At 71.5% G+C, this 16550-nt stretch carries 13 protein-coding genes; 8 read left to right on the top strand and 5 right to left on the bottom strand.

The window, feature by feature from the left end:
* Positions 1 to 33: 33 nt before the first annotated feature.
* Positions 34 to 2064, bottom strand: a complete 2031-nt coding sequence (locus ACH4EW_RS02235) for a thioredoxin domain-containing protein (protein WP_398250193.1) — start codon at positions 2062 to 2064, stop codon at positions 34 to 36.
* 348 nt (positions 2065 to 2412) lie between these two features.
* Between ACH4EW_RS02235 and ACH4EW_RS02230 the strand changes: the two genes are divergently transcribed.
* On the top strand, positions 2413 to 5673 hold the full coding sequence (locus ACH4EW_RS02230) for a tetratricopeptide repeat protein (RefSeq protein ID WP_398250191.1): 3261 nt from the start codon (positions 2413 to 2415) through the stop codon (positions 5671 to 5673).
* 91 nt (positions 5674 to 5764) lie between these two features.
* On the opposite strand, the gene ACH4EW_RS02225 is transcribed toward ACH4EW_RS02230, so the two are convergent.
* The gene (locus tag ACH4EW_RS02225) at positions 5765 to 6004 is read right to left on the bottom strand and encodes a hypothetical protein (protein ID WP_398250189.1); all 240 of its coding nucleotides are present in this window, start codon (positions 6002 to 6004) and stop codon (positions 5765 to 5767) included.
* 1 nt (position 6005) lies between these two features.
* Positions 6006 to 6887, bottom strand: coding sequence for a mycothiol conjugate amidase Mca (gene mca / locus ACH4EW_RS02220; protein WP_398250188.1), 882 nt, complete (start codon positions 6885 to 6887; stop codon positions 6006 to 6008).
* A gap of 151 nt (positions 6888 to 7038) precedes the next feature.
* Here mca and ACH4EW_RS02215 point away from each other — a divergent pair, with 151 nt between their 5' ends.
* On the top strand, positions 7039 to 7455 hold the full coding sequence (locus tag ACH4EW_RS02215; protein ID WP_398250186.1) for a DUF4307 domain-containing protein: 417 nt from the start codon (positions 7039 to 7041) through the stop codon (positions 7453 to 7455).
* 182 nt (positions 7456 to 7637) lie between these two features.
* A complete protein-coding gene (gene greA, locus ACH4EW_RS02210; RefSeq protein ID WP_398250184.1) occupies positions 7638 to 8135 on the top strand; it encodes a transcription elongation factor GreA in 498 nt (165 codons plus the stop codon).
* 125 nt (positions 8136 to 8260) lie between these two features.
* Here the strand turns inward: greA and ilvA are convergent, their stop codons facing one another.
* Positions 8261 to 9490: a threonine ammonia-lyase gene (ilvA, locus tag ACH4EW_RS02205; protein ID WP_398250182.1), complete on the bottom strand. Its 1230-nt coding sequence runs from the start codon at positions 9488 to 9490 to the stop codon at positions 8261 to 8263.
* A 181-nt stretch (positions 9491 to 9671) separates the two neighbouring features.
* On the opposite strand from ilvA, the gene ACH4EW_RS02200 reads away from it, so the two are divergent.
* The 3 genes from ACH4EW_RS02200 to ACH4EW_RS02190 all read left to right on the top strand — a co-directional run bounded on the left by ACH4EW_RS02200 (position 9672) and on the right by ACH4EW_RS02190 (position 11031).
* Positions 9672 to 10220: a MarR family winged helix-turn-helix transcriptional regulator gene (locus tag ACH4EW_RS02200; protein WP_398250180.1), complete on the top strand. Its 549-nt coding sequence runs from the start codon at positions 9672 to 9674 to the stop codon at positions 10218 to 10220.
* Between the two features lie 68 nt (positions 10221 to 10288).
* A complete protein-coding gene (locus ACH4EW_RS02195) occupies positions 10289 to 10783 on the top strand; it encodes a sigma factor-like helix-turn-helix DNA-binding protein (RefSeq protein WP_398250179.1) in 495 nt (164 codons plus the stop codon).
* Positions 10780 to 11031 carry a hypothetical protein gene (locus ACH4EW_RS02190; protein ID WP_398250177.1) on the top strand — a complete coding sequence of 84 codons (252 nt, stop codon included), beginning with the start codon at positions 10780 to 10782 and terminating at the stop codon, positions 11029 to 11031. The genes ACH4EW_RS02195 and ACH4EW_RS02190 overlap by 4 nt, the downstream gene beginning before the upstream one ends.
* A gap of 89 nt (positions 11032 to 11120) precedes the next feature.
* Here the strand turns inward: ACH4EW_RS02190 and ACH4EW_RS02185 are convergent, their stop codons facing one another.
* Complete coding sequence (locus ACH4EW_RS02185; protein ID WP_398250175.1) at positions 11121 to 12266, bottom strand: cystathionine gamma-synthase; 1146 nt, start codon at positions 12264 to 12266, stop codon at positions 11121 to 11123.
* A 68-nt stretch (positions 12267 to 12334) separates the two neighbouring features.
* On the opposite strand from ACH4EW_RS02185, the gene ACH4EW_RS02180 reads away from it, so the two are divergent.
* Positions 12335 to 13438, top strand: a complete 1104-nt coding sequence (locus ACH4EW_RS02180; protein ID WP_398250173.1) for a hypothetical protein — start codon at positions 12335 to 12337, stop codon at positions 13436 to 13438.
* A 316-nt stretch (positions 13439 to 13754) separates the two neighbouring features.
* Positions 13755 to 16493, top strand: a complete 2739-nt coding sequence (locus tag ACH4EW_RS02175; RefSeq protein WP_398250171.1) for a M48 family metallopeptidase — start codon at positions 13755 to 13757, stop codon at positions 16491 to 16493.
* The last annotated feature ends 57 nt before the right edge of the window (positions 16494 to 16550 follow it).

Genomic DNA, 16550 nt, shown 5'->3' with positions numbered 1-16550 from the left:
GGCACCGCCCTCGGTCCCCGTACAGCTCCGTCCTCAGTCCCCGGACAGGCCCGATCCGAGACTCCGCGCCAGTTCCTGCGGATCCGTCGTCGGCGCATCGCACACGAAGTGCCTGCACACATACGCCGTCGGCGCCCCGCCCAGCATCGGCCGGTCCGCCAGCAGCGGGAACTCCGTCCCTGCCGTCTCCCCCGCAGCCACCACCGCACCGGGCGCCCGTCCCAGCAGCGCCGTACGGTGCAGTTCGCCGCCGACCGGTCCGGCGACCGCGACCTCGCGCGGCCCGTCGAGCAGTGCCTCGGCGACGGCGAGCCCCCAGCCGATGAACCGGGGAACCCGCGGGCCGAGCGCCTTCACCACGCCCAACGCCCCCTCCGCTGCGGCGCGATGGGCCTCGGAGCCGGTGTACGCGGCGTACGAGAGCAGCGCACCGGCCGCCGCCGTCCAGCCCGCCGGGGTGGCGCTGTCGGTGGGGTCCTGCGGGCGGCGGATGAGCTGCTCGGCGTCGTCCGCCGTGTCGTACAGCTGCCCGCCCTCGCCGGTGAAGTGCTGGAGCACGATGTCGAGCAGGAAGCCCGCGAACTCCAGCCAGACGCCCTCGCCGGTGACCGCGGCCAGGGTGAGAAAACCCTCCGCGACATCGCCGTAGTCCTCCAGGACCCCGGCGTGCCCGCCGGTCCGCCCGTCCTTCGACGTACGGGCCAGCCGGGCGACGTCGCCCATGTGCACCCGTACCAGCAGATCCGCCGCCTCGGTGGCGCGCTCGATCAGGTCGGGCCGGTCGAAGTACGCTCCGGTCTCGGCGAGCGCTGCGACGGCCAGGCCGTTCCAGGCGGCGACCACCTTGTCGTCCCGCCCGGGACGCGGGCGCAGCTCACGCGCGGCCAGCAGCCTGGCCCGTACATCGGCGGCCCGTTCCGCGTCCGCCGCGGTGCCCGTCCGCGCGAGCCGGAGAACCGAGGCGCCCTCCTCGAACGTGCCCTCCTCCGTCACCCCGAAGTACTCGGCGGCGAAGGCGGCGTCCCGGTCGCCGAGGACCTCCCGCAGCTGTTCGGGCGTCCATACGTAGTACGCGCCCTCGACATGCCGGCCGTCCCCGTCCTCGCTGTCGGCGTCGAGCGCGGAGGCGAAACCGCCCTCCGCCGTGCGCAGCTCGCGCACCATGAAGTCGGCGGTCTCCAGGGCGACCCGGCGGGCCGGTTCCGAGCCCGTCGACCGCCACAGGTGTGCGTACACCCGGCAGAGCAGCGCATTATCATAAAGCATCTTCTCGAAGTGCGGAACGACCCACTCCCGGTCCACCGAGTAGCGGGCGAAACCCCCGCCGAGCTGGTCGTACATCCCGCCCCTGGCCATCGCGTCGCAGGTGTCGGCGGCCATCTGGAGGGCGCCTTGCGCCCCGGTGCGGGCATGGTGACGCAGCAGGAACTCGATGGTCATGGACGGCGGGAACTTGGGCGCGCCGCCGAACCCGCCGCGTTTGTCGTCGTACTCGCGGGTGAGCCCGAGCAGCGCCTGCGCCAGCTCCGCCTCGCCGGGCAACCCCTCGCCACCGCGTGCGAGGGAGCGCTGGGTGAGGTCGTGGACGATGCCTGCGGCCACCTCGGCGACCTCGTCGGGCCGGTCGGTCCAGGCAGCCGCGACACCTTCGAGTACCTGGCGGAAGGACGGCATGCCATGGCGAGCCTCGGGCGGGAAGTAGGTGCCGAAGTAGAAGGGTTCGGCGTCGGCGGTCAGGAAGACGGTCATCGGCCAGCCGCCCTGCCCGGTGGCGGCTTGCACAGCCTCCATGTACACGGCGTCCACGTCGGGACGCTCTTCACGGTCCACCTTGACGCAGACGAAGTGCTCGTTCATGTACGCGGCGGTGTCGTCGTCCTCGAAGGACTCCTGCGCCATGACGTGGCACCAGTGGCAACTGGAGTACCCCACGCTCAGCAGTACGGGCACCCCGCGCCCCCGGGCCTCGTCGAAGGCCTCCTTCGCCCAGGGCCACCAGTGGACCGGGTTGTCGGCGTGCTGGAGGAGATAGGGGGAGGTCTCGTCGGCAAGGCGGTTCGGCATACGTCCATAGTCGCGTACTGGGGCGGTGGGATCCGCCTGCGGCACGGCACAGCCGCCCCTGGGCGGCCCGGGGAACGGGCCGCCCTGAATCCGCGGCACCGCGGAAGCTCGACCTGGCGGAGGCGATCGCCCTCTGCGACCCGGACGGGCGCCGTGGCTCGACCGGATTGTCGGCATGCCGGAGGAGGTACGGGGAAGTCTCACGGTCCAGGCGATTCGGCATACCTCCGTCCTCTCGCAGGCCCGGTTGATCGCATCGCTCTCTCGCGCTGACGCGCCGTACCCAGCACACTGGGCGGCGATGGCAGCGGGGGCAGTTGCATTCGTCGTATCCGGAGGGGGACGCATATGCGGGACAGCCATCGGGCGGAAGCCGAACGGCTGTTGGTACGCGCCGTCGAGGAAGAGGTACGGCGGTCGGGTGGCCGGGCGGATGCCGGTGCGCTGATGGCGCGCGGGCGGGCCGCGCTCGACTCCCTGGCGGCCGGCGCGGCGGACGAGTACGCCGCGTATCTCCAGGCGCTGGACGCGGCGGAGGCCGGACAGCGTCCGCTGTCACGGCGGTTCAGCCGATCGGCCATCGGAACTCCACTGCTGGTCACGGGAGTTGCCGCGGTCGCCGCCTTCGGTGCGGATGTCGCGTTCGGTACGGCGGCGGGGACGGCCCTCGGCGCGGGCGCCGTGGTCGCGGTCGCGGGGGCCGCGACGACCGTCGCCAAGGTCACCGCATCGCACTGGCCCGCCGCCCACCGGCGTGCGGGTGCGCTCGGGCAGCCCGGCGGCGCCGAACAGCTGCGGCTGCAGTGGCTGGCGGCGCTGGAGGTACGGGGCATCCGCCCGTACCTCGACCAGCAGCGGATGCTCGCAGCCTCGTCGCGCACACCGGCGAAGAAGGTCTCCGCGCAGGCGGGGACCGCCCCGTCACTGCGTGGCGGGGACCGCAGCGCAGCGGCCCGTATGCGCGCGATCCTCGATCAGTCGTTCGGTCATCTGCCCGCGTCCGATGGGCCGTTCGCCGGGCGGCGGGCCGAGCTGGCGCAGATCGCGCGGTGGGTGCGGGAGGGCCGCGCGTCGACGGAGACCGAGCCGACCGTCGTCGTCCTGCACGGTGCGCCCGGCTCCGGGCGCACCGCGCTCGCGGTACGGGCGGCGCACAGCCTGAAGGATCAGTTCCGGGGCGCCTGCGTGGTGGACCTGCGCGGCGGTGTGGCCGGGGAGGCGCCGCTGCCGACACGTGACGCGCTGCTGCATCTGCTGAACCGGCTGGGCGCGCCCCGCGAGCAGCTGCTGTTCCGGGACGGGGGCGCCGCCGGGCGTGCGGAGCCGGGGGCTCGGAGCGGCGCCCTTGCCGAGCAGCAGGCACGGCGGCTGAGCGAGCTGTACCACCGGCATCTGACCGGCACCCCCGTGACGATCGTGCTGGACGACGCCGGCGACGCGGCCCAGGTCCGCACGCTGGTCCCGGAGCGTTCCGACAGCCTCGTCCTCGTCACCGCCCGCGAGCCCCTGGAGCTGCCCGCCGACATCCCGGCCCGGGTCCATCAGCTGCCGGTCGGCGCGCTGGACGCGGCGGGCGCGGAGGAGCTGCTGCGTGAGGCGGCCGAGGCGCAGGAGCAGGGGCCGTACGACTCCCAGTCGACGGACACGGTCACCGAACTGTGCGGCGGGCTGCCGCTGGCGCTGCGTCTGGCGGGCTCCTCGCTCGGTCCACGTACCCGGAGCGCGCTCGCCGCCGATCTCGCCGCGTACGGTCCGGTCGGGCCGGTCGAGCGGGCGCTGTGGCTGCGCTACACCGACCAGTCCGAGCAGGCGCGGCGGCTGCTGCGCCGGCTCGCGCTGGCCGGGCGGGCCAGCCTGGGCGCCGCGGCGGCGGCCGCGCTGCTCTCGACCGACGAGCAGGAGGCCGAGCGGCTGCTGACGGCACTGGCCGGGGCCGGGCTCCTGGACCATGTGCGGGGCTCGCGCTACCGGCTGCACGATCTCGTACGGGGCTTCGCCCTGGCCCGGCTGCGGGACGAGGAGGAAGCGGCGGACCGTACCGCGGCCCAGGGGCGGCTGATCCAGAACTACGCGGAGCTGGCCGGTGCCGTGATCCGCATGGTGGACGGCAAGATGTCCACCCGGGCCGGGCAGTTCGGCTCACACGGGTTCGGTTCGCTGGACGCGGCGCTGCGCTGGCTGGACGACGAGTCGAGCTTCATCACGTCGGCGCTGCGGCACGCGGAGGGCGTCGACCAGGGGGCCGTGCTGGATCTCCTGGGCGCGCTGTGCGACTACTGCCTGCTGCGCGGCGATCTCTACCGGCTGGGCGAGATCAGCGAGTTGACGCAGGCCGTGGACAAGGGGCTGCTGGAGCGGTCCGTGCAGTGGCGTACCGGCATCGCGGCGCGTCAGCTCGGCGAGCTGGACAAGGCGCGCACCACGCTGTCGTCGGTCGTCGGGCTGTACCGGGAGGCGCAGCACGAGGCGGGTACGGCGCTGGCGCTGTGCTCGCTCGGCATCACCCTGCACCACCAGGGCAATCTGACCGAGGCGTCGGCGCGGCTGCGGGAGGCGATCGAGCTGCAGTCCTCCGACGAGCAGGCCGAGGACCGGGCCTGGTCGCTGCACGCCCTGGCCGCCGTCGAGCGCGACCGGGGCCATCTGGCCCGGGCGCTGGCCCTCCTGGACACCGCGCTGGCCCTGCACCGGGAGGGCGAGTCGCTGCACGGCGAGGCGTGGACGCAGTTCCAGCTGGGCCAGACCCTGCTGCGGATGGGCGATGTGGGGCGGGCAAAGGACGCGCTGCGTACGGCCCTGGAGCTGTACAGCCGCACCCGTGACGAGCGCGGCGAGGCGTGGGCACTGACCCAGCTGGCCCGCGCCCGGCTGCTGGACGGCGACCCGGCCCCGGCGGCCGAGGAGCTGAACCTGGCCCTGGCCCGCCACCGCGACAACGAGGACGCGCGCGGCGAGGCGTGGACGCTGTACTACCTGGGCCAGGCCCTGGAGGAGAGCGGTGACACCGACCAGGCGGTGCGGCAGCTGGAGCGGGCCCGCACGATGTTCTCCCGGATGCGGGACGCGTACGGGCTGGCGTGCGCCCGGCACCACTCCGGCCGGGTCACCCGTGACCAGCGGGCCGCCCAGACCGGGAACCTCCGCAACTCCGGCTTCGCCCGCCAGCTCCTGATCGACGCCCGGGCCGACTTCCGGCGCATCAAAGTCGCCCACGGCGAGGCCTGGACGTGCCTGGAGCTGGCCCTGATCGACGCGGGCAACAACCGCGCCCCGCAGGCGCTGGAGCTGTGCGGCGAGGCCGCGGAGCTGTTCGGCTCCTACGGCGACACACGGGGCGCGGACTGGGCCCGCTTCCTGCGCTGCACGCTGCTGCCGTACGCGTCACCGGGCGGCAGCGAGGTGGGCACGGTGGTGGCCCAGCAGGAACTGGCCGACCTGCTCCTGGCCGGCCACCCGACGCGCGACAGCAAGCTGGCGGACTTCGCGGAGGCGTTCACCGTGGTGCTGAACCGCGGCGTGGACCTGGAGGACGGCTGGCAGGCGTGGCGCCTGGGCATGACGCCCACACGCCACGCACGGGAGGTCATGGGCGTGCAGCTGCGGCCATGACCAGCCCGTCCGGCGATCGGGGGCGTCTTACGGCCTCACCCATGACTGGAAGGACGAGGCGGCCACCGGACGCCCCGGTACCGCCCCGCGCCTACTTCCGCTTCGTGGATCCCGCACCCGCGGCAACCGCGTCACCGGACGCCGCCTCCGGGTCCGGGGCCTCCTCGAAGTCGACCTTGCCCATGTGGCGGTTCATGGACTTCATCAGCAGCCACACGCCCCCGGCGAGCGCCGCGAAGACGAGGAAGCCGAGAACGCCGGGAGTCACCTTGTCCGGGTCGAGGTCCTCGGCGAGAGGGACGAGATGGGTCAGTGCCTGAGTCGCGTACATATCAGGCATTGTCGCGGATGCCCGCGAAGAGGTCGCTCTCGGGGAGGGAAGTAGCGACGAGAGACTTCGCCAGCTCGTACTCCTCGGTCGGCCAGACTTCCTTCTGGATGTCCATCGGGACGCGGAACCAGCCGCCGTCGGGGTCGATCTGCGTCGCGTGCGCGATCAGCGCCTTGTCGCGGATCTCGAAGAAGTCCGCGCACGGAACATGCGTGGTCAGCGTGCGTTCCTCGCGCTCGAACTCCTTCCAGCGCTTCAGCCACTCGCCGTACGGGGACTCCAGGCCACGGGCCAGCAGCGCCTCGTGGAGCGCCACCGTGCGCGGACGGTTGAAGCCCTGGTTGTAGTAGAGCTTCTGCGGCTGCCAGGCCGGACCGAACTCCGACTCGGGGAACGTCTCGGTGTCCGCCGCACCGTCGAACGCGATCATCGTGACCTTGTGGGTCATGATGTGGTCGGGGTGCGGGTACCCGCCGTTCTCGTCGTACGTCGTGACGACCTGCGGCCGGAACGCACGGATGCTGCGGACGAGACGCCCCGCGGCCTTCTCCTCGTCCTCCAGCGCGAAGCAGCCCTCGGGCAGCGGCGGCAGCGGGTCGCCCTCGGGCAGACCCGAATCGACGAAGCCGAGCCACTCCTGCTTGACGCCCAGGATCTCCCTGGCCTCGTCCATCTCCTTCTTGCGCACCTCGTGGATGTTCTCCTCGATGTACGCGTCGCCCTGGAGCTTCGGGTTGAGGATGGAGCCGCGCTCGCCTCCCGTGCAGGTCACGACCAGCACGTCCACCCCCTCGGACACATACTTGGCCATGGTGGCCGCACCCTTGCTCGACTCGTCGTCGGGGTGGGCGTGAACGGCCATCAGTCGCAGCTGCTCAGTCAAGACTCGATCCTCGTTGATTGGCCGCCGTCGAGAGGTGTCGTCCGAAGGGACGTCAGCGTGGGGTGGCGGTCGGGTGGCGGATGGCGGGCTTCTATAGTGACCGAACCGGGGGGCGGAAAATTCCTGGATCCCCGGTACGGGAGGAACGATCATGACTGCGGTGCGCGAGGCGCTTCCGGAGAACCGCTACGGCCGCTCCGCGGACCAGCGCGCCGACCGCAAGCTCAAGATCATCGGTTCGGTGCTGGGCGTCGCTTTTCTCGGCATGATCGGCTGGATCGGTTACGACTACATCGCCGGGCAGGGCATCAGGGCCGAGGTGATCAAGTTCAAGGTCGTCTCGGACGAGCGGGTCGAAGTGCACCTGGAGGTACGCAAGGACACGGACGCCAAGGGCTACTGCACGCTCCGCTCGCAGCACGAGGACGGCAGCGACGTGGCCCGCAAGGACTTCCGCTTCGACGAGCAAACGGACCGTATCGACCGCGTCCTGTCCATGCGTACGACATCCCGGGCGACCAGCGTCGAGCTGCTGGGCTGTACCGAGGACGGCGGGGCGGCACATTGACCGCCGCACGCCGGGGCTGAACCGCGCATATAGGCGCTGACCTGCCCATACGCAGTCCTGACGGCTTACCTCCTCCCCCTTTTCCTGTGGAATTGTTAGGCTCGTGGTTTCGCCCACCCGTGGAGGCACATGCTTACGGGTAGGGCGATGCTTTGTATTCCCAGTACCGACGAGGAGCACCTGTGACCCAGACCAGCGAAAACGTCACCTGGCTCACGCAGGAGGCGTACAACCAGCTCAAGGCCGAGCTGGAGTACCTGTCTGGTCCCGCGCGCACGGAAATCTCCGTAAAGATCGCGGCGGCCCGTGAGGAGGGTGACCTCCGGGAAAATGGCGGGTATCACGCGGCCAAGGAGGAGCAGGGCAAGATGGAGTTGCGGGTGCGCCAGCTCACCCAGCTCCTGGAGCACGCGAAGGTCGGCGAGTCACCTGCCGACGACGGCGTGGTCGAGCCCGGCATGGTGGTGACGATCGCCTTCGACGGCGACCCGGAGGACACGCTGACGTTCCTGCTCGCCTCGCGCGAGTACGCGAGCTCGAACATCGAGACGTACTCCCCGCAGTCGCCGCTCGGCACCGGCGTGAACGGCAAGAAGATGGGCGAGGACGCCGAGTACGAACTGCCGAACGGCAAGACGGCCACCGTGAAGATCCTCGCGGCGAAGCCCTACACGGGCTGATCCCGCACCACTGACGCGGGGAGCCTCCGGCCCGTCGGGCCGGAGGCTCCCCGCGTGTGCGGCCGCGTCGGCGAGGCTGAACCGCTCCAGAGCGCCATAACGCGATACATCGCGCAACCTGAGGGTCAGCTCATCACCAGATAGCCCGCCTCGCGCAGCGCCGCCGAGACCTCCTCGCAGTGCTCCGGCCCCTTCGTCTCCAGCTGCAGCTCCACCTCGACCTCGGTGAGCCCGAGCCGGGGATCGGTCCGCACATGGCCGATGTCAAGAACGTTGGCATCGAGCACCGAGAGGACGGCCAGCAGCGTCGCCAGCGCGCCGGGGCGGTCGGTCAGCCGCAGCCGCAGACTCAGATAGCGGCCGGCCGCCACCATGCCGTGGGTCAGGATGCGCTGCATCAGCAACGGGTCCACATTGCCGCCCGACAGCAGCGCGACCACCGGGCCGTGGAACGATTCCGGGTTGCTCAGCAGCGCCGCCACCGGGCTCGCACCGGCCGGTTCCACCACCAGCTTCGCCCGCTCCAGACAGAGCAGCAGCGCGCTGGACAGCTCGTCCTCGGAGACCGTACGAACCTCGTCGACCAGCTCTCTGACCAGCTCGAACGGCACATCGCCGGGGCGCCCCACCTTGATGCCGTCCGCCATCGTGTTCAGCGAGCCGATCGACACCGGGTGCCCCGCGGCCAGCGACGGCGGATAGCAGGCCGCGCCCGCCGCCTGCACGCCGACGATCCGCACATCGGGCCGGACCGCCTTGACCGCCACCGCGATGCCCGCGGCGAGACCGCCACCGCCGATCCCGACGACGATGGTGCGCACCTCGGGGCACTGTTCAAGGATCTCCAGGCCCACCGTGCCCTGTCCGGCGATGATGTCCGGGTGGTCGAAAGGGTGGATGAAGACCGCACCGGTCTCCTGCGCGTACTCCTGGGCGGCGGCCAGCGTCTCGTCGACGACATGGCCGTGCAGCCGGACCTGTGCCCCGTACTCGCGGGTGGCCGTCACCTTCGGCAGCGGCGCCCCGACCGGCATGAAGACCGTCGACCGCACACCGAGCAACGCAGAGGCGAGTGCCACACCCTGCGCATGGTTTCCGGCGCTCGCGGCGACGACTCCGGCCGCCCGCTCCACCGGGGACAGGCCCGCGATCCGCACATATGCGCCACGCAGTTTGAACGAACCGGTCCGCTGCAGGTTCTCGCACTTGAAGTGGACCGGCGCGCCCACCAGTTCGGTCAGGTGGCGGCTGCCTTCCATGGCGGTCACTCTGGCGACGCCGGAGAGCATCTTCTGCGCCCCGCGTATGTCGTCGAGGATCAGCAGGGGGAAACGGCCGGGCGCGCGGAAGTTCATACCGCAAGTCTCGCAGCTCGGCAGTGTACCGGGCGTTGCGGCTCGGCAGTGTGCCGGATGCTTTGTGCGGTCCCCTCCTGCGCCGTTGTCCACAGGTTTGTGCGGCACTGGTACGCGTTGCCCCGAGGCCGCGTACTCTGTCCCCCACCCACCCGACACCGTACGAAGAGAGCCCCCGGCCATGCCCCCTCAGGACATGACGACAGCTGCGTCTCCTTCCGGGGGCGCCACCCCCGAACCCACGGCTTCCGACCACGTCCTCGATGCGCTGCAGCACCAGGTCGCGGTATTCGCCCGCCGTGCCGAGCAGACCCGCCTCGGCGGCCTCGGCCAGGTGCGCAATTCCATGGACCGGGCCGCCTATCTGCTGCTCAACCGGCTGGACCGGGAAGGGCCGATGGGCGTCAAAGCACTGGCCGCGGGCATGGGGATCGACTCCTCGACCGTGACCCGGCAGGTCGCACCCCTCGTCGACACCGGTCTGGTCAAGCGCGCCTCGCACCCGGAGGACGGCCGGGCCGTCGTGCTCCAACTGTCGCCGCGCGGCCAGGCACGGCTCGAAGAGGTCCGCGAATCCCGGCGCGAACTCATGACTCAAGTGACGGACGACTGGACGGCCGAGGAGCGCGAGACGTTCTGCACGCTGCTCACCCGGTTCAATCTGGCACTGGCCGCCCGCCAGACCTCTCCCCAGGCGCCCCGGCCGGGTAACGGAAGCGGCAACGCCTGACGACGCTGCGCAGGTTGCCGGGCGCACGCCTCTTGACCAGGAGCCCCGCAACGGCTCGGATGAGGACTGTGCGAGAACGCCAGGCGGGCCGGGAGCGGCGCCGCGCCCAGGAGTTCAAGACCTTCGTGACGGGCGCGGCCGGCCGACTGCTGCACACAGCCACGCTGCTCACCGCCGAACCCATGCAGCCGCCCGGAGCGAACCCCCGGGCCCAGCGGATGCTCACGGCCGCGCTGGCACGAACGTACGCACAGTGGGGACGGCTGCGCGGCGAGGACCCGTACGACCGCACCCGGAGGGAGCTGGTCACCCGGTTCTCCCATGAGGTCTGGCGGCACCACCGGCCGCGCGGCGGGCTGCTGGACCGGCTGACACCGCAGGAGCGCCTCGTTCTCGTGCTGCGACTGTACGAGGGCGTCGCGGAGGAGCAGGCCGCGGCGCTGCTCGGGCTACCGGTGGAGCGGATCCGGGCGATCTGCAACCGTTCGGTGGCCACGATGCGCGGCACCCGCCGGCCCACGGCGCGGTGGGGGTGGCAGCGGCCCCTGGAGGTCGCGCGATGAGCCGTGGCAGCAGCCGGGAGGACGAGGTCCGGCGCATGCTGGACGGTCCGCATCCGCAGGTGCCCACCGATCTGGCACAGCAAGCGGCGGAACGCGGCGGCCGACTGCTGCGCCGGCGCCGTTTCACCCGCTGGCCGGTGATGCTGATGGCGTTCGCCGCGGTGGTGGCCTTCACGGTGTGGGCGGTGGCGGCGGAGCCGTGGCAGCTGCCTCCTGCCGAGACGACACCGCCGCTGGACGGCTGGTGAGGGCGGGCGGGCGGGCTTCAGTGATCAAGCCCGCCCGCGCGCCTTCATCCGCACCGCTCCTTCCCCCGCCCCCCGTTTGCCGGTCGGTCTCAGCCGAGCGCCTGCGTCAGATCGGCGATCAGGTCGTCGGCGGACTCGATGCCGACGGAAAGCCGGACGAGGTCGGCCGGCACCTCCAGCGGGGAGCCGGCCGCCGAGGCGTGCGTCATGCGACCCGGGTGCTCCACGAGGGACTCGACGCCGCCCAGCGACTCACCGAGCGTGAACAGCTTCGCCCGGTTGCAGACGTGGACCGCCGCGTCCTCGCCACCCTTGACACGGAAGGACACCATGCCGCCGAACGCCTTCATCTGCTTGGCGGCGACCTCGTGGCCCGGGTGCCCGGGCAGCCCCGGGTAGAGGACCTGGGTGACCTTGGGGTGCCGGGTCAGCAGATCGGCGATCTTCGTGGCGTTCTCGCAGTGCCGGTCCATGCGGACCGCGAGGGTCTTGATGCCGCGCAGTACCAGCCAGGCATCGAAGGGTCCGGCGACCGCGCCCATCGCGTTCTGGTGGTACGCCAACTCCTCAGCCAGACCAGGGTCGTTGACGATCAGCGCGCCGCCGACGACGTCCGAGTGGCCGCCCATGTACTTCGTGGTGGAGTGCACCACGACGTCCGCGCCCAGGGCGAGGGGCTGCTGGAGGTAGGGGCTGGCGAAGGTGTTGTCGACGACCAGTCGCGCACCCGCCGCGCGGGCCACATCGGCGATCGCGGCGATGTCGGTGATGCCGAGCAGCGGGTTGGACGGGGTCTCCACCCAGATCGCCTTGGTGCGCGGGGTGATCGCCGCCCGTACCGCCGCCACGTCCGAGGTGTCGGCGACCGAGAAGTCCACGCCCCACCGCGAGACGACCTTCGCGAACAGCCGGAACGTGCCGCCGTAGGCGTCGTTCGGGATGACCACATGGTCGCCGGGGGTGAGCAGCGTACGGAGCAGGCAGTCCTCGGCGGCGAGGCCGGAGGCGAAGGCGAGTCCGCGGCGGCCGCCCTCCAGAGCCGCGAGGTTGTCCTCCAGGGCGGTACGGGTCGGGTTGGCGCTGCGGCTGTACTCGTAGCCGCCGCGCAGTCCGCCCACGCCGTCCTGCTTGTACGTGGACACCTGGTAGATGGGCGGGACGACGGCGCCGGTGAGGGGATCGGCGGTGTTTCCCGCGTGGATCGCGAGGGTTTCGAAGCTGTGCTGGTCGCTCATGGGGCCAGAGCGTAGTTCGTCGCGAGGCCCCCCACCCCGCTTCCCGGCCGTCCGGTGACAATGGGGGCATGGAGATTCTCTGGTTCCTGATCGCAATGTGCATGCTCGCCGCGATCGTCGGCCCCTTCGTACTGCGCCGCCGCGGCGGTATCCGTCAGGTCGCACCCGGTTCACCGGACGCCGCCGACCCGGATGCCTATGGCTTCGCACGCCAGGAAGAGCTGGACGTCCGGCTGCCGGGCCCGGACCAGGATCTTCTCGATGTGCTCGATGTCGTGCAGCGTTCCCAGGACTGGCGGGCGGCTTCGCAGTTGCTGGCCGGTACGCCCAAGGAGGGCGAGGTGCGGTGGCAGCGGGTGCAGGCGTTCGCCGGTGCCGCCTCGCTGGAGCTGGCGCAGCAGCCCGGTGTCGGTGGTTCGTGGCTGCGCAAGTGGCGGGCGGATGCGCCGAAGGACGCGGGCGGTGCGGCGGTGCACGCCGAATTCCTGGTGCAGCAGGCATGGCGTTCGTCGACCGCGGGGACGGACGACTTCCGGATCATCCTGGAGGAGGCCCGTACGGTCTGCGGCGAGGCGGCGCTGCTGGCGCCCGGCGACCCGGTCCCGTACCTCGTCGAGCTGGCGGTCGCCCGTGGACTCGGTTACTCGCACGAGCAGTTCGACCAGCTCTGGGCCAAGGTGATCGACCGGGCCCCGGCCCACATGGGCGCGCACCTCGCCGCGCTGCACTACTGGTGCGAGAAGTGGCACGGCTCCCTCGATGACGCCGACCGCTTCGCCACCACGGCCGCCGCCCGCGCCCCGCAGGGCTCACTGCTGGCCGCGCTGCCGCTCTTCGCGGTGTACGAGCATCTGCCCGAGGTCAATCTCGTCCAGGGCTTCTACCGGAGCGCGGTGGTGACCAAGGCGGTCGAGGGCGCACTGTTCGCGGTGCACGCGGCCCGTCCCGACGACCCGATGCTCGCGCACGTCCGCCATCTGCTGGTGCTGTTCCTGGTCCGGATGGAACGCTGGTCGGAGGCGATGAACCAGCTCGTCCGCATCGACGGCCATGTGGGCGCGCTGCCGTGGACCCAGAGCCCCGACCCGGCCGCCGAGTACACGGTCTACCGGGCACTGGCGGTCGCGGGCTACGAGGCGAACGGCGGCAGCCCGGCGACGCTGCCCCGGTAGTCGCGAGCCCCGGTGGCGGACGGGTGCCCGCCAGGCAGACCGGTGACACAACCGGGACGGGATGGCGGTGACACCACCGGGGCAGCGGCCCGGCACCCGTTCCCCGGGCACTGGACCGGGCGGGTGGCGCGGAACCCGTTCCCCGGGCGATGGCCAGGGTGACGCGGCCCCGGTCCCCAGCTGCCCCGTTATCGCGTTGCCGCTATCGCGTTGCCGCGCCCGCCCACGGGACGACATACTCCGATTCCCCACGCACACCACAATTACCACCGGAACCACCACCGCCAACTCCCGTTCCCGTGGGGGAATCCGTCCGATGGCCCCAACTCTGCGCGCTTTACGCGCCGTTGCCCTGCTCGCCGGTTTCTACCTGCTGGGCATCCTCCTGCTCGCCATCCTCTCCGTCGCCAACTGGGCCGTGTTCCGTTGGGCGTGGCTTCCCGTCGCCGTGATATTCCTCGTCCGCACCTCTGTGCAGGCGCTCTCGATCGTGCGCACCATGTCCCTGCCGCACACGCCGGACCACGACGACGTACGCGGACTGCGCGTCGACAACACCCAGCAGCCCCGCCTCTGGGCCCTGGTACGCGACCTCGCCGACCAGGCCGGCACCCGCGCGCCCGACGACATCGTGCTCACCGACCAGGTGAATGCCTCGGCCGTCGAGCACACCAGACTCCTCGGCCTGGTCGCCGGTCGACGCCGGCTCTTCGTCGGGATACCACTGTTGGCCGGAATGTCCGAGGCCCAGCTGCGCTTCGTGCTCGCGTACGAGATGAGCCGCTACGCCCATTCCGACACCCGCCTCGCCGCGATCACCGCACTCGGCCAAGAACAGAGCGCCCGCGCCGTCGCCCTCTTCCGGGAACAGGCGGAGAAGGCCGTCGCCAGGGAGCGGGTACGCCAGGAGCAGAAGGCCGCGAAGGCACGTACCAAGGGCAGGAAGACCAAGAAGATCGACCCGGGCCACGCCGGTGCCTCGTACCGCTTGCTGGCAGGGCGGTACCGGAGGTACGAGCGCTTCTGCACACGCGTCACGATGTCCGACACCGACCGCGCGGAGTCCGCGGCCGATGTCGCCGCGGCGCGGATCGCGGGCCGCGACGTGAGCGCGAGCGCGCTGCGCGAGATCCAGGTCCTCGACTACACGCACGAGGGGTACATGGATGGGTACGCCCTGCTCGGTGTGAAGGCCGGAATGCTGCCCCCGCCCGGCCAGGTCCTCGGTGGTCTCCGGCATGTGCTGGCCGCGCGCAGGGGCCTGCTGGACGAGTCGCGCGACTCCCTGCCGTCCGACGTGGACGCCCCCTACGCAAGTCCGTTGTTCACGGAACGCATCGCCCGGATCGAGGCGCTGCCGGACGACGGGCGCGCGCCGGCGCCCGTGGAACCGGCCCTGGGCCTGCTCGTCGACACCGAGCGCACGCTGGCCGCTGTCGAGGAGCAGGTGCTGACACCGGAGCTGCTGCGACTGCGCAGGGTCGACTGGCCGGACCTGGTGCACGAGTCGACGACTGTGTACGAGGCGCTGGAGGCACGGTCCATGGGGAGGGTGGTCGCCGCGGTGACCGGCGGCGACGGCTCGGTGACCGACGCCCTCGACGCGATCGACGCGGGCGCACAGTGGCAGATCGCCGGCCGGCTCCACAAGACCGCCCAGGCCCGGGAGGCGACCGGTCGCGTGGCCCGCGAGTTCGCCAGGCCCGGACTCCGCTCCGGGCTGCGGAAACTGGCCGAGGCCGAGTACGTACGGCAGGGGCGCGCCCGCTGGCGGCTGCCCTGGACCGTCGACGAGGCGTCCCTGGAGCTGCCGCCGGGCCACGCGGAGTTGCTCGCGCCGGCGCTGGACGCGGCGGTGGCGGACATCCCGGACACGAAGCCGCTGCGCGCCCTGCTCAACCCTGACCCCCGCCCCCTTCCCCGCACCGAACCGGAGCCCTCCACAACGACACCTCGGCTGCTCCCGTCGGTCACCTCTCTGCGCGAGTCCCTCCAGACTCGCGAGTACCTCTGGACGAAGGTCCGGAAGAAGGCACGGAAAACGCCGCCGTGGACCGCCACCGAGACCACCCCCGGCCTGCGCGACAGAAGAATCCACGACCAGGAATTTCACGACCAGGAAATTCGCGACGAGGAGATCCGCACCGCCCTCCGCTCCGGCGACTGGCGGGCGGGCGCCGGCTTCCTCCGCAAAGCCGGCCGGGACCGGCAAGAGCGTTTCCGGCGCGCCGCCGTCCTCCAGGACGAGGCCGCGGCCGACGACACCTGGCTGCTGGCCTGGCGCGCCGAACGCCCCAGGGACGCGGGCGCGGCCCTTGTGCACGCCGGCGCGTTGATCGGTGTCGCGGCGCAGGTGCACGGTACGCGTCCGACGCAGCACCCCACATGGGAGCAGTCCTCCGTCTTCCGCCAGGTAATGGCCAGGGCCCGCGAGGCATGTCACGAGGCCCAGTCGCTGGCGGGCGACGACCCGTGCCCGTACATCGCCGAGATCCCCTGCGCCCTCGCCCTCGGCTACGACCAGGCCGACTGCCGTGCCCTGTGGGCGAAGATCGTCGTGCGGGGCGGACCCCACCTCGCGGCCCACGACACGGCGCTCCGGTACTGGTGCCACCGCTGGGCCGGCTCGTACCGGCCGGCCGGATACCTCGCACGCGAGGCGGCTCGGCGGAACAGTCCCGGCCGGCTGCTCTCGCTGCTCCCGCTGTACGCCGCGCTCAAGGAGGAGCGGAGCAACTCGAGAACGGACCCGGACGTGTACTACAAGAGCCCGGAGCTGATCGCCGCGGCCGACGTCTGCCTGGCCGACGTGGCAGCCGCCGTGGCGGCCGACCCCGGAGACCGGCGGATCGTCCGGGGCCGCCACCTGCTCGCCTGGACGCTGTACTGGCAGGACCGGTACGAGGAGGCGATGGAACAGTTCCGCGTGATCGACTGCCCCGCCGACGACAACACCCCGTACCCGTACGCCCCGTGGTCGTACTACAGGTATCCGAGGAGTTTCTTCACCAAATGCCATGAGTACAGCGAGCTGAAAGTCGCGAAGGACGACTGACCGCCGGAATCTCCGGCGCCCCCGGCGCGTTGTACGGACCGGAAACCCCAGCCCCCG

This window comes from Streptomyces sp. NPDC018000 (assembly GCF_044328025.1).
Classification (GTDB): domain Bacteria; phylum Actinomycetota; class Actinomycetes; order Streptomycetales; family Streptomycetaceae; genus Streptomyces.
This window is presented reverse-complemented; position numbering and strand designations above follow the sequence as displayed.